This is a genomic window from Plantibacter cousiniae (nom. nud.) (genome assembly GCF_977070315.1).
Map to the genome: position 1 here is coordinate 494,648 of NZ_CDRVEU010000001.1, position 14,137 is coordinate 508,784.

Genomic DNA, 14,137 nt, shown 5'->3' on the forward strand with positions numbered 1-14,137 from the left:
GCTGTTTTTCGGGGAGTTCATCAGTGAAACCGGTCAAAGTAGGCATATGTGGGCTGGGTACTGTCGGTGGCGGTACCTTCAACGTACTTAAGCGTAACGCCGAGGAGATTGCCCGCCGTGCCGGGCGTGGAATCGAAGTTGCGCAAATTGCGGTTCGTACACCAAACCCCAATTGCCAGATTACCGGTACGCCTACCACCAGCGATGTGTTTGCCATTGCGACCAACCCTGAAATCGACATCGTCGTGGAACTGATCGGCGGCTATACCGTTGCCCGCGAACTGGTACTCAAGGCCATCGAGAATGGCAAGCACGTGGTGACCGCCAACAAAGCGCTGATCGCGGTGCATGGCAACGAGATCTTTGCCAAGGCGCGTGAGAAGGGCGTGATCGTTGCTTTTGAAGCCGCTGTTGCCGGCGGTATTCCGGTCATCAAGGCCATTCGTGAAGGCCTGTCGGCGAACCGTATCAACTGGGTGGCCGGCATCATCAACGGCACCGGCAACTTCATCCTCACTGAAATGCGTGAGAAGGGCCGTACCTTTACCGATGTTCTGGCCGAGGCTCAGGCCCTGGGTTATGCCGAAGCCGATCCGACCTTCGACGTCGAAGGTATCGACGCTGCGCACAAGCTGACCATCCTCGCCTCCATTGCCTTCGGCATTCCGCTGCAGTTCGACAAGGCCTACACCGAAGGCATCGCCAAACTGACGACTGCAGACGTCAACTATGCCGAAGCGCTGGGCTATCGCATCAAGCACCTGGGCGTTGCACGCAGCACGGCTCAAGGCATCGAACTGCGTGTACACCCGACGCTGATCCCGGCCGATCGCCTGATCGCCAACGTCAACGGCGTCATGAACGCGGTGATGGTCAATGGCGATGCGTCCGGCTCGACGCTGTTCTACGGCGCGGGTGCCGGTATGGAGCCTACGGCTTCTTCCGTGGTGGCCGATCTGGTCGATGTGGTCCGTGCGATGACCTCGGATCCGGAAAACCGGGTCCCTCATCTGGCCTTCCAGCCCGATTCGTTGTCAGCCCACCCGATCCTGCCGATCGAAGCCTGCGAAAGCGCCTACTACCTGCGCATTCAGGCCAAGGATCACCCGGGCGTGCTGGCCCAGGTCGCGAGTATCCTGTCCGAGCGTGGCATCAACATCGAATCGATCATGCAGAAGGATGTCGAAGAACACGATGGCCTGGTGCCGATGATCCTGTTGACTCACCGGGTAGTGGAGCAGGGTATCAATGACGCCATTCAAGCCCTGGAAGCCCTGCAGGATGTCGTTGGCCCGGTGGTTCGTATCCGCGTCGAGCACCTTAATTAACATCAACTGCAAGCTGTCAGTTCCAGGCCGCAAGCCGATCGTTTCGACCTTGCAGCCCTGGAGCCCTGGCTTTCAGCCCAGACCAAAGGTTTGATCCCATGCGCTATATCAGTACTCGCGGCCAGGCGCCGGCCCTGAATTTCGAAGACGTGCTGTTGACTGGTCTGGCCAGCGATGGTGGCCTCTATGTGCCGGAAAACCTGCCACGCTTCACGCAGGAAGAGATCGCTTCCTGGGCAGGTCTGCCTTATCACGAACTCGCCTTCAGGGTGATGCGCCCCTTCGTGGCTGGCAGCATCCCGGATGCCGACTTTAAAAAGATTCTCGAAGAGACCTACGGCGTGTTTGCCCACAGCGCTGTTGCGCCGCTGCGCCAGCTGCATGGCAACGAGTGGGTGCTTGAGCTGTTCCATGGCCCGACGCTGGCCTTCAAGGACTTCGCACTGCAACTGCTTGGCCGCCTGTTGGACTATGTACTGGCCAAGCGTGGCCAGCGTGTCGTGATCATCGGCGCGACCTCGGGTGACACCGGTTCTGCGGCCATCGAGGGCTGCCGTCGCTGCGACAACGTCGACATCTTCATCCTCCACCCGAACAATCGTGTATCCGATGTACAGCGTCGGCAGATGACCACGATCTTCGGCGACAACATCCATAACATCGCGGTCGAAGGCAACTTCGACGACTGCCAGGAAATGGTCAAGGCCAGCTTTGCTGACCAGAGCTTCCTGAAGGGCACACCGCTGGTCGCGGTCAACTCGATCAACTGGGCGCGGATCATGGCTCAGATCGTTTACTACTTCCACGCCTCGCTGCAGTTGGGCGGACCTGCGCGTTCGGTATCGTTCTCGGTACCGACCGGTAACTTCGGCGATATCTTTGCCGGTTATCTGGCGCGCAACATGGGGCTGCCGATCAACCAGTTGATCGTCGCCACCAATCGCAACGACATCCTGCACCGCTTCATGAGCGGCAATCAGTACGTCAAGGAAACCCTGCACGCCACGCTGTCGCCTTCCATGGACATCATGGTGTCGTCCAACTTCGAGCGCCTGCTGTTCGACATGCACGGTCGCAACGGCGCTGCCATTGCCGGGCTGATGAGCACGTTCCGCCAGGGTGGCGGTTTCAGCGTCGAAGAAGAGCGCTGGACCGAGACCCGTAAACTGTTCGATTCGCTGGCAGTCAGTGATGAGGATACCTGCACGACCATTGCCGAAGTGTTTGCCAGCACCGGCGAGCTGCTCGACCCGCATACCGCTATCGGGGTAAAGGCCGCGCGCGAATGCCGCCGCAGTCTGGACACGCCAATGGTGATTCTGGGCACCGCGCATCCAGTCAAGTTTCCGGAAGCGGTGGAGAAGGCCGGTGTAGGAAAAGCGCTTGAGCTACCTGCACATTTGTCTGATTTGTTCGAGCGTGACGAGCGCTGCACTGTTCTGCCAAATGACCTGAAAGCCATACAGGCGTTTGTCAGCCAGCACGGCAATCGCGGTAAACCGCTCTGACAGAAGCGTCGTGTAACAACTTTAGGCCCGCCACTTGGCGGGCCTTTCTGTTTCTACGTGCCAAACTTCGCTGGTTTTTCGAACCATTGAGTTGAGTCATTCGTAGTGAAGCAGGCAAGTATGCAAGGCGTAGTCAGGGAGGCAGGCAACACATCGAGATGCCGCGCATGGCGCAGGGTATGGGTGTTGCTGGCGCTGGTTTTTGCCGGGGCAGCCAATGCGGCGCAAAGCTTGCCGTTTTCACTGACAGCCCCTTTTGTGGCTTCGGCGGATCTGATCCTCGAAGATCAGGACCGGGCTTGGCTCGACCAGCGCAAGGTTCTTCGGGTCGGCATTGCGATCGCAGACTACGAGCCGATCGATATCACCAGTGACCGCAACCGTTATCAGGGGATCAGTGCCGACTACCTGGGGCTGGTCAGCGACCAGTTGAACCTCCCGGTGCAGGTCATCGGGTTTGCCAAGCGTTACGAGGCTATCGAGGCGCTGCGCGACGGCAACATAGACCTGCTGACCAGTGCCAACGGTTTCGAGCGCGGTGTGAAAGGACTGTCCTTCTCAACCGAATACATGCCTGATCGATCGGTGGTCGTTGGCCGCGGCAACGATCTGAGCCCGTTGTCGAGCCTGGCCGGCAAGAAGGTCGTACTGCTTGACGGCTATGCCGATTCGGACGTGGTGCATCGCGTTTACCCTGACAGCCAGATCATTATCGCGCCTAACCTCTACAGTGCTCTGGAAGCGCTGAGTCAGGGTGAAGTGGACGTGTTCATCGGCAACGAAGTCATCGTCCGTACCTATACCGCCCTGCGGCCCTACCTCGATTTGCAGATCAAATTCGAAAGTCGTTTGCCCCCGGTGGGATTCTCCTTTGCGGTGCGTGACGACGAGCAGCGCCTGCTGACCTTCATCAATCGGGCCCTGGACAGCATTGCACCTTCGACCAGTCGTGAAGTGCTCGGCCGCTGGACCATGGGTCTGGGTGCTGACGTGGAGGGGCAACGCATTCGCCTCACCAGTGCCGAGCGACGCTGGCTGCTCAAGCATCCGAGTGTGACCATTGCGACCGTGCAGCACCCACCGTATATCTACAAAGACAGTAACGGCCACTGGGTGGGATTGAACGCAGATGTGCTGTCACGTATCTCGCGCATGACCGGATTGCAGTTCGTCCATCAGGAATCGCCTTCCACGCAGCAGTCCATCGACATGCTGCGCGCCGGTCAGGCCGACATGAATACCACGCTCGCGGAAAATGCCGAGCGCCGCCGGTTTCTGGACTTCACCTATTCGTTCGGCGGCAATAGCTGGATGTTCGTGGTGCGCTCCGACCGCTCGTCGCGCATATCGCTCGACAGTCTGGCCGGGAAAGTACTGGCCCTTCCGGCCAGGCATGCGCTCGAGGACCTCATCAGGCGCGAGCACCCCTCGATCCAGCTGCGACTGGTGGACACCTACGATCAGGCCCGTGCGCTGGTGGAAAGTGGTGCTGCCGATGCGACCATTCAGAATGAAGTGGGGGCCTACCTGTTTCCGTCCGGACAATTGAAGGTTGCCAGAAGTGTCGAAGGCCAGTGGTCGCCCGACAGATTTTCAGTGATCAAGACCCAACCCGAACTGCTGGGGATTCTGAACAAGGCGCTGGAAGAGTTCCCGGTAGCCGAATTGCGTTCGGTCCGTCTGAAGTGGCTGGGATCGGCGCTGCCTCAGCCGTCGCTCTGGGCGCGCATACCGCAATGGGTATTCTGGGTAGTGTCCCTGGCGTTGCTGACCGGTCTGGTGTCGCTGATCTGGAGCAGTCGCCTCAAGGTGCAGATTCGCCAGCGCCAAAGGGCGCAACGACAGCTCAATGATCAACTGGCCTTCAAACACGCTCTGTTCGACGGTATCCCCAATCCGATTTATGTACGCGATCTCAAAGGGCGTCTGATTTCCTGCAACCGTAGCTACGAGCAGAGTCTGGGCATCAGTTTCGAACAGATGAATGGTCGACGCCTCACGGACGTCAATCTGATCCCGCGCGCGCTGGCCGAGCAGATGCACACCGATTACCTCAATCTGCTGGAAAATCATCAGCCGGTCTTTTCCGATCGCACCATCGAACTGCCTGGCAAACGTATGGACGTCTGGCAATGGACGGTCCCGTTCTTCGCCGCCGATGGACAGTTGCAGGGGCTGCTTGGCGGCTGGATCGATATCACCGAGCGCAAGCAACTGGAGCAGCAGCTTCAGGAGGCCATGCATCTGGCCGCTCAGGCCAACGAGGCAAAAAGCGCTTTCCTGGCCAGCATGAGCCATGAAATTCGCACGCCGATGGGGGCAATCATTGGTTTGCTGGAACTGGAATGCGAACAGGCCTTGCGCCTGGGCAGGATTCCCTCGCAAGGCCTGCAAGTGGCCCACCGCTCAGCTACGGAGCTGGTAGCGCTGATTGGCGAAAGCCTTGATCTGGCCAGAATCGAAGCGGGCGGCATGCAGTTGTCACTGGCTGTCACTTCCCTGGAAGGGCTTTTCGACGGGGTGATCGAGCTTTTTTCCGCGCAGGCTCGGGAAAAGGGGGTGGAACTGCGCCTGGAGTTCTCCGGGCAGGCGCGGGGCGACTACTGGCTGGATCCCTTGAGGTTGCGTCAGGTGCTGCACAATGTGCTGGGCAACGCGTTGAAGTTCACTCGGCAAGGTGCGGTGGTCGTGACGCTTGATGTGACCAGTGACTCGCCTGAGTCCACGCGTCTGCGCATTGGCATTCAGGACAGTGGCGAAGGGATCGATCCGCAGCGTCAGCAGCAGGTATTTCAGCCTTTCACCCAGGCAAATGACGACACGGCCGCACACTACGGGGGCAGCGGGCTGGGGTTGAGTATCACCCGGCAACTGGTTGAACTGATGAAGGGCGACATCAGCCTGCACAGCGAGCCGGGCAAAGGGACGCTGGTCACCATCGACCTGCCGCTGACCAGGGTGAGCGAGCCGGTTTTGCCCGCGGACGATGTTGCGGATGCGCCCGTCGACACGCGTAGCCTTCATCTGCTGGTGGTCGATGACATGTCGGCCAATCGTCTGGTATTGACCCGGCAGCTGGAGTTTCTTGGCCATCAGGTAACGGCGGTCGAGGACGGCAGGGCGGCGTTGTCGAGCTGGTGTGAAGGGGCGTTTGATGCGGTTATCACCGACTGCAACATGCCGGGTATCAGCGGCTACGCATTGACCCAGGCCATTCGCCAGATCGAAGAGAAAGAGCAACGTCAGCGATGCCCGGTCATAGGCTGTACCGCCAACGCGATGAGTGACGAGGCGGCACGTTGCGAGCAGGCAGGCATGGACGGCCTGCTGATCAAGCCGCTGTCACTGGCGCGTCTGGCCCAGGAGCTGGCGGATCGGGTGCGTGAGCCGACGTTCGACATCGGCACGCTGCAAACCATGACTCAGGCTAATCCGCAACAGATGCAACGGTTGCTGGGCGAGTTATGGAAGAATCTGAGGCACGAATACGCTTTGCTGGAGCCTGCGGTGTCGGCCAATGACTGGAAGATGCTGAGCGCCTGTCTGCATCGCCTCAAGGGGGCGGCGAGCCTGGTTGACGCAGTGCCGCTTGCCAAGGCGTGTGCCGCGCTGGACGACAGTGTCCGGCTGCAGAGCACGGCCAGTCTGGCGGAACGCTGGCAGGCACTGGAAGTAGCCATGACCCGTCTGCGCGCTGATATCGAAGTGCAACTGGTGGTCGTGCCGGAGACTGCGGTGCCAGGCGGTTGAATCTTGCGAACAACGTGTGGCGGGTTTAGGACATGTCCTATGGGGCGGGTGTCCGGGACCCGCTACAGTAAGTGTTATCCCGGGCCGCTGGCTCTGACTCCGCAGGCGTGATCGTGCACTCACTCAAGGTTCTGATTCTCGAGGATCATCCCTTCCAGCTGATGGCTCTGCATCAGATGCTCAACGCCAATCAGGTGTTCGATGTGCTGACGGCCGATAGCGTGGAAGTCGCCAGGCTTTCCCTGCAAAGCCGTGGTCCGGTCGACATCGCGATCTGCGACTTGCAGATGGAAGGGCCTGACGGCCTGGAATTGATCCGCTTCATGGCTGAGAACGGTTTGGCGCGTGCGCTGATCATCGTCAGCTGTTCCGCCGCCTGCGTGCTGGAAGGGGCCGCGCAACTGGCGCTCGCCCAAGGCCTGAACGTTCTGGGGTATGTGCAGAAACCTGCGTCCGCCGGGGCGTTGTACGAGTTGCTTGAGGCGTATGGGCCCGGTCGGACAGACTGTGTAGAGCAGGCCCCGACGGGCAGCGCGTTTAGAGCTCTTTCCGCCATCGAATTGTTTGACCCGACGCGCAGCGTACCGATAGACGTGGCGTCCATTGCCGAACAATGGATCACCTATTTTCAACCCAAGGTCAGTCTGCAGGGCGAGTTGCTGGGTGCCGAAGCGCTGGTTCGCTGGCAGCACCCCGTGTATGGGCTGCTGGCACCCGGGCGATTCATCGACGTCATCGAGGCTGAAGGGCTGACCGTTGCATTGACCTGGCGGGTCCTGGATCAGGCCCTGCAGTTCTCTGCGCAGGTCATGCGCGAGCGGGGTGAGCCGCTGTCGGTTGCCGTCAACATTGACCCGCAAGTGCTGCAGCAGCTGGATTTCGCCGAGCAGATCATGCAAGCGCTTGCCCGGCATGGCGTACCGGCCACCGCGCTGACCCTGGAAATCCTCGAGCAGGACGCCGCGCGCCCGGAAACCTGGCAGCTCGAAGGCCTGCTGAGGTTATGCATGCAGGGTTGCAAGTTGTCTATCGATGACTTTGGCATGGGCGCTTCGAACATCGACCGCCTTCTGCAATTACCTTTCAGCGAGCTGAAAATACCAACCGAGTTCGTGCGCGGCATGGCCGACGACGCGCGTAAATCGGCGGTCGTGGCCGGTGCTTTGTTCATGGCGCAGCGGCTGTCGATGTCGGTGGTGGTTGAAGGTGTCGAGACGATTGAAGACGTTGACAGTCTGCTGGCGCTGGGCGATCCCGCCATTCAGGGGTATTTCATTGCCCGCCCGATGCCGGCCTCGGCCTTCATGCGCTGGGTGGCGGAGCGTGACAGCGGCCATCTGCAAGCTGTTTCCAGAGACAACCCGCCTCAGGACAGACCGCTTTCCTGCAAATAAATGAACAGAGCAGCGTCATTGGCCAGTCCGAGCTTGCGCATGGCGGCGACTTTCTGGGCGCTGACGGTCTGTTTGCTGCGATTGAGTTGCGCCGCGATCTGCTCCACCGTGTGGCCAGCCGAGAGCAGGCGTAACACTTCCAGCTCCCTTGGCGACAAGCGATCTGCCTGCAGCAGCGCGTCGGGCCCATGCTGGCGTGCTTCTCTGAGTACCCTGCGTACCGAATCGGCGACAAAAAGCCCACCGCGCCTGACCCCCTTGATGGCAGCAGGCAGTTCTCCGGCAAGGCTGGCCTTGCTCAACAAACCCCGGACACCCAGGTCCAGCATGGACTGAAACAGTCCGGCATTGCTCAGGGTGGTGACAACGATCACTGGCAGCGCCGGGAAATCCCGGCGAATACGTTGCAGCAGACGCAGGCCGTCGTTCTGCCGTTCGACGGGCATCATGAAGTCAGTCACCAGCACATCGCAGGCGTGGCGTTCGAGTACCTGGAGCAGTTCGTCCGGATTGCAGGCCTCGGCGACGACGCTGGCCAGATTGTCCTGCTCCAGTACAACGCGCAGGCCGATGAGAAAAATCGGGTGGTCATCAGCCACGATGACCCGCAACCGGCGATCAGCGGAATCGCTCAAGGGATGGCTCCGTCAAAAGGGCTATACGGGTATTGCACGCGATGGAATTGTTTAACGCAGTGATCAAGAGCATAGGCACCTTGTAGGACGCGTAGCGGAATTGTGTTGGATTCTTCCTACAAGCTCACTTTCGGCTGGCATCGGCGTCCGGTTTTTTCCTTGTCACATTCAGCAGGCATGCTCGAAATGACAGACAGGTGCTGCGATCTGGCGATAGAAAGAACTTTCTGCTGTCGCCGATGGTCATTGGTTAGCACCTTTGCATTCAAACTGTTGAGTGGTGATCCGGATGGAAAATATCAGCTTACTGCTAAGCGAAGCGCTGGCTCCCTATCAGGCCAGTATTGGCCCGGCCGGTTCTCGGGGCGAACGTCTGGTGACTCTGAAAGATAAAGCGGGCACCTGTGTGATCGAGCGCGCATTCAGCGCTGATCAACTGAGCGACAAACGTCAGCTCACCGACGTGGTAGACGGTCTGCGCCGCGATCTTATGGTTGCCGAGGGGCGAATCGAACCCTGCGTCATTGCCGCCATGCGCAATGCTGCAATCAGCCGTACGTTTGTCGGCACTCCATCTTTTGCTTAACAGTTGCTTAACCGGCGTTAAAGGAACTGGAACCTGAAGGGTTCGCTGCACTCCTATGCATTACGTCAGTTTTGATCATTGTGCTCCGGTGATCAACGGCTGACGTCATGACCGATAAGGTCACGTTTACCCCGAGCAGGTCCCCCTCTGCCCGGGGTTTCTTTTGTCCGGTCATTCCTTGTCCAGCAGTGCCTTGACGTCTTCCAGGTAGCTGGCCCGTTGCGCGGGCTCCAGCCACTGCGCATAAAAGCCCATCAGGCTGGTTTCACGCAGCACGCGCATCTCGCGGTTGATCAGTTCAATGGCCTGCTTGCCCTTGGGCGAGTTGCTGCAACTGACATAGACGAACTGGTATGCAGGATTGTCCTTGATCGGCAAGAAGGCCAGTTCCTCCGGCCTTATGCCTTGTTGCATGGCCTGATAGCGCGCTTCCGGCCAGAAGCTGATAAAGGCTTGCAGACGCCCCAGACGCTCCATTTGCAGCAGGCTGCCGACCGCATCGTTACCGTAGTGCGGCACGAGGATATCTTCATCGACGTCGTGCAGTGTGTGGTCGATCATTTCTCCATAGCTGCGTTCGGCAACGATGCCCAATTTGATCGTCCGGCTGGCCATCAAGGCCGCGAAGTCTAGCTTTCCGTCCTCCACGTAGGGCTCGAACTTCGATATCTCCTCCTTGCGCACAATCAGACCGCTGCTGAGGATGGCGCCGATCGGTATGGAAAAAAGCAGGGTTCTGGCTCTTTCTGCCGTCCACAGCATGGTGGGATCACAACTGAGAGACGTGTCGTCGCTCAGCATTTGCAGAGCCCTGGCGCGGTTGACCCGCATCAGCACGTGGTTGTACTCGGGCATTCGTGCTGTCAGCAAGGGCATCAACTGATCAATTGCACCTTGGCCGCGCATGGCACCGGAAAAAATCGTTGAAGGGGGGATGTCGCGCATCAGCCAGGTCAGCGTCTCCCTGGCCTGGCTGACGCACGACATGGCAGCCAGCGACAGGGCGAGCATCAATCGAGCCGTTGTACAGCACGAGGCAGGAAGGGGCATTCGCGGGTGTCATCCTCGAAAAGGGTTCAACAGTCTGAGGTAGGGTTGGCAGCTCTTTGAATGGTGCTGCGCCAGTGGCGTCACATTCAGGTGCCCCGGTTGGGAGTTCGGGTGCTCGCTGCAGATCGTCTCTAGCACAGATATGTATCAGAAATTTGTTTCAAATTATCGATTTTTGTTCGTCCTGCAAATGGGGGGCAAGCACATCCTTGCGCGAGCAAGTTCGTTCACAGGCCCGGCATCGGGTAGACTTGCTGTCTTCCCTCCAGACTCTAGAAGCCCGTTCATGGCCCAGCCGTCCACGACCTACAAATTCGAACTGAACCTCACCGACCTTGATCGCGGCGTGTACGAGAGCGTCAAGCAGACCATTGCCCGTCATCCTTCGGAAACCGAAGAGCGCATGACCGTGCGTCTGCTGGCCTATGCCTTCTGGTACAACGAACAGTTGTCGTTCGGTCGCGGCCTGTCTGATGTGGACGAACCCTCGCTGTGGGAAAAAAGCCTCGATGACCGCGTTCTGCACTGGATCGAAGTCGGCCAGCCGGACGCCGACCGACTGACCTGGTGCTCGCGCCGTACCGAACGCACCAGCCTGCTGGCCTATGGCAGCCTGCGCGTCTGGGAAGGCAAGGTCATACCGGCGATCAAGAACCTGAAAAACGTCAATATCGCCGCCGTCCCGCAGGAAGTGCTGGAAGTGCTGGCCAAGGACATGCCGCGGGTCATCAAGTGGGATGTGATGATCAGTGAAGGGACGGTGTTCGTCACTGACGACCGCGGCCAGCATGAAGTCCAGTTGCAATGGCTTGCGGGCGAGCGCGGCTGACAGCCGCCGGTTCCGATCGAAAACACATTCATCGACACTGCAAAGAGAATCAGCTGACCCGCATGCGCATCGAACCTCGTCTATTGCCCGACACCTTGCCGTTCCTCGGCGACCTGCCGCCCTTGCTCACTCGACTGTACGCAGCACGAGGTGTGGCCTGCGAGGCCGAACTGGACAAAAGCCTGGCGCGGCTGATTCCTTATCAGCAACTCAAGGGGATCGATGCTGCGGTAGACCTGCTGGTGACTGCGCTACGCGAGGGCCAGCGTATGTTGATCGTCGGCGATTTCGACGCCGATGGCGCGACCGCCAGCACCGTGGGTGTTCTGGGCCTGCGTCTGCTGGGCGCGGCGCATGTGGATTATCTGGTGCCCAACCGGTTTGAATATGGCTACGGCCTGACGCCGGAAATCGTCGAAGTGGCGTTGCAGCGCGAACCTCAGCTGTTGATCACCGTGGATAACGGTATTTCGAGCGTCGAGGGCGTGGCGGCGGCCAAGGCGGCCGGCTTGCAGGTACTGGTGACCGATCACCATTTGCCTGGTCATGAGCTTCCTGCCGCAGACGCCATCGTCAACCCGAACCAGCCAGGCTGTACCTTTCCCAGCAAGTCGCTGGCCGGTGTCGGGGTCATTTTCTATGTATTGATGGCCTTGCGTGCGCGTCTGCGCGAGACCGGCTGGTTCGAGAGCAATCAGCGTGCCCAGCCCAATCTGGGCGAGCTGCTGGACCTGGTTGCGCTGGGCAGCGTGGCCGATGTGGTGCCGCTGGATGCCAACAACCGCATTCTGGTTCATCAGGGGCTGATGCGTATCCGTGCCGGGCGTGCCCGACCCGGGCTGCGCGCCATTCTGGAAGTGGCCCGGCGTGAACCTTCGCGCATCACCTCCACCGACCTGGGGTTCATCCTCGGGCCACGCCTGAACGCGGCAGGGCGCCTGGATGACATGAGCCTGGGCATCGAATGCCTGCTCTGTGACGACCCGACACTGGCGCGGGAAATGGCCGTGCAACTGGACGAGTTGAACCAGGATCGCAAATCCATCGAGCAGGGCATGCAGCGTGAAGCGCTCGCCCAGCTCAAGGACCTGCCGGTAGAGTCGATGCCGTTCGGCCTCTGTCTGTTCGATGCCGAATGGCATCAAGGGGTGATCGGCATCCTCGCTTCGCGTCTCAAGGAGCGTTACCACCGACCCACCATCGCGTTCGCCAGCGCCGGGGAGGGTGTGCTCAAAGGTTCGGCCCGCTCGGTGCCGGGGTTTCACATTCGCGATGCGCTGGACGCTGTGGCGGCCAGCCATCCGCATCTGATCAGCAAGTTTGGCGGCCACGCGATGGCGGCAGGTCTTTCGCTGCCTGAAGAGAACTTCCCGGCGTTTGCCGAAGCGTTCGATCTGGAGGTGCGTCGTCAACTCGATGAGCAGGACCTGACCGGACGTCTGCTGTCCGACGGCTCGCTGGCCGTTGAGGAATTCCACCTGGAACTGGCCCGCGCGCTACGCAATGCCGGTCCCTGGGGGCAGCACTTCCCCGAGCCCCTGTTCCACGGCGTGTTTCAGCTGGTCGAGCAACGGGTGGTGGGCGAGCGTCACTTGAAGATGGTGCTCAAGACCGAGTGCGGCAGCGTCAAGCTCGATGGCATTGCGTTCGGCGTCGACCGGGATGTCTGGCCCAATCCGAATATCCGCTGGGTCGAGCTGGCCTACAAACTCGACCTCAACGAGTTTCGCGGCAACGAAACCGTGCAGCTGATGGTGGTGCATATCGCACCGCGTTGACGATAGCAGGAACCCCTCTCTCCACCGGGTTGTCGACACTACACGGTTTGCCAAACCTGTTCTTTGAATGAACGGAACCTGGATACCTGAATTTTCATTACGAGAGGTTGCCATGAGCCTGCTGCTTGAACCCTATACCCTGCGCCAATTGACCCTTCGCAATCGCATCGCAGTGTCGCCGATGTGCCAGTATTCCAGTGTCGACGGCCTGGCCAATGACTGGCATCTGGTTCACCTTGGAAGCCGTGCCGTCGGCGGTGCCGGACTGGTCATCACCGAAGCGATGGCGGTGACGCCGGACGGCCGCATCACTCCCGAAGACCTTGGGCTGTGGAACGACGAACAGATCGAACCGCTGCAACGCATCACACGCTTTATCAACGCTCAGGGCGCAGTTGCAGGCGTCCAGCTGGCGCACGCCGGCCGCAAGGCCAGCACCTGGCGCCCGTGGCTTGGCAAGCATGGCAGTATTTCTCTCAATGAAGGCGGCTGGACGCCAGTCGGGCCTTCAGCGATTGCATTCGATCCGCAGCACACGACCCCTGTGCAATTGAGCGAAACGCAGATTCAGGAGTTGATCAAGGCGTTTGTCGATTCTGCGCGGCGTGCCTTGGAGGCGGGCTTCAAGGTAGTGGAAATCCACGCCGCCCATGGCTATTTGCTGCATCAGTTCCTGTCGCCTCTGAGCAACCAGCGCACCGACGAGTACGGTGGTTCATTCGAGAACCGCATTCGCTTCACACTGCAAGTGACCGAAGCCGTGCGTGCGGTATGGCCTGCAGAGCTGCCAGTGTTCGTTCGCGTGTCCGCCACCGACTGGGTGGAAGACGGCTGGAACGCCGATGAAACCGTCGAGCTGGCGCGTCGCTTGAAAGCAATCGGGACGGACCTGATCGATGTCTCGTCGGGCGGTACGTCAGCCAATGCGGAAATTCCGGTTGGCCCAGGCTACCAGACGCGCTTTGCCGAGCGGGTTCGCAAGGAGTCCGACATCGCGACGGGCACGGTGGGCATGATTACCGATCCGGCTCAGGCAGAACATATTCTGCGCACCGGGCAGGCCGATATTATCCTGCTCGCGCGTGAGCTGCTGCGTGATCCGTACTGGCCACTGCGCGCCGATGAAGACTTGGGTGGCCGCCTGGCAACCTGGCCTGCGCAGTATCAACGCGCCACGCATCGTGATCAGCCCATTCATGAGTCTGACCTGCGCGACTGATCGCCAATCGGTTCTCTGCTGGCAATACCCGATAAATGAGCGCCGCACGGCGCTCAATTT

The 14,137-nt window shown here is 59.8% G+C and carries 10 protein-coding genes; 8 read left to right on the plus strand and 2 right to left on the minus strand.

Going from position 1 to position 14,137, the window contains the following annotated elements; all coding sequences use genetic code 11:
* Positions 1 to 23: 23 nt before the first annotated feature.
* From ACW55A_RS02295 to ACW55A_RS02310, 4 genes are all read left to right on the plus strand, one after another.
* Positions 24 to 1,328, plus strand: coding sequence for a homoserine dehydrogenase (locus ACW55A_RS02295; RefSeq protein ID WP_455808882.1), 1,305 nt, complete (start codon positions 24 to 26; stop codon positions 1,326 to 1,328).
* 98 nt (positions 1,329 to 1,426) lie between these two features.
* Positions 1,427 to 2,836, plus strand: a complete 1,410-nt coding sequence (gene thrC / locus ACW55A_RS02300) for a threonine synthase (RefSeq protein ID WP_003433427.1) — start codon at positions 1,427 to 1,429, stop codon at positions 2,834 to 2,836.
* A gap of 120 nt (positions 2,837 to 2,956) precedes the next feature.
* Positions 2,957 to 6,586, plus strand: a complete 3,630-nt coding sequence (locus ACW55A_RS02305) for an ATP-binding protein (protein ID WP_455808881.1) — start codon at positions 2,957 to 2,959, stop codon at positions 6,584 to 6,586.
* A 113-nt stretch (positions 6,587 to 6,699) separates the two neighbouring features.
* Positions 6,700 to 7,980: an EAL domain-containing response regulator gene (locus ACW55A_RS02310; protein ID WP_498810484.1), complete on the plus strand. Its 1,281-nt coding sequence runs from the start codon at positions 6,700 to 6,702 to the stop codon at positions 7,978 to 7,980.
* Here ACW55A_RS02310 and ACW55A_RS02315 read toward each other — a convergent pair.
* Positions 7,953 to 8,615 carry a response regulator gene (locus tag ACW55A_RS02315; RefSeq protein ID WP_498810486.1) on the minus strand — a complete coding sequence of 221 codons (663 nt, stop codon included), beginning with the start codon at positions 8,613 to 8,615 and terminating at the stop codon, positions 7,953 to 7,955. The genes ACW55A_RS02310 and ACW55A_RS02315 overlap by 28 nt on opposite strands.
* Before the next feature lie 289 nt (positions 8,616 to 8,904).
* Here ACW55A_RS02315 and ACW55A_RS02320 point away from each other — a divergent pair, with 289 nt between their 5' ends.
* Positions 8,905 to 9,201 (plus strand): DUF3509 domain-containing protein, encoded by a 297-nt coding sequence (locus ACW55A_RS02320; RefSeq protein WP_003433423.1) that lies wholly within the window; start codon positions 8,905 to 8,907, stop codon positions 9,199 to 9,201.
* Positions 9,202 to 9,372: 171 nt separating this feature from the next.
* Here the strand turns inward: ACW55A_RS02320 and ACW55A_RS02325 are convergent, their stop codons facing one another.
* The gene (locus ACW55A_RS02325; protein ID WP_498810488.1) at positions 9,373 to 10,251 is read right to left on the minus strand and encodes a TIGR02285 family protein; all 879 of its coding nucleotides are present in this window, start codon (positions 10,249 to 10,251) and stop codon (positions 9,373 to 9,375) included.
* A gap of 286 nt (positions 10,252 to 10,537) precedes the next feature.
* Here ACW55A_RS02325 and ACW55A_RS02330 point away from each other — a divergent pair, with 286 nt between their 5' ends.
* The 3 genes from ACW55A_RS02330 (at position 10,538) to ACW55A_RS02340 (ending at position 14,077) form a co-directional block, all read left to right on the plus strand.
* A complete protein-coding gene (locus ACW55A_RS02330) occupies positions 10,538 to 11,080 on the plus strand; it encodes a YaeQ family protein (protein ID WP_455808880.1) in 543 nt (180 codons plus the stop codon).
* A 62-nt stretch (positions 11,081 to 11,142) separates the two neighbouring features.
* Positions 11,143 to 12,858, plus strand: a complete 1,716-nt coding sequence (recJ, locus tag ACW55A_RS02335) for a single-stranded-DNA-specific exonuclease RecJ (protein ID WP_003364955.1) — start codon at positions 11,143 to 11,145, stop codon at positions 12,856 to 12,858.
* Between the two features lie 112 nt (positions 12,859 to 12,970).
* A complete protein-coding gene (locus ACW55A_RS02340) occupies positions 12,971 to 14,077 on the plus strand; it encodes an NADH:flavin oxidoreductase/NADH oxidase (protein ID WP_003391177.1) in 1,107 nt (368 codons plus the stop codon).
* Positions 14,078 to 14,137: the final 60 nt, after the last annotated feature.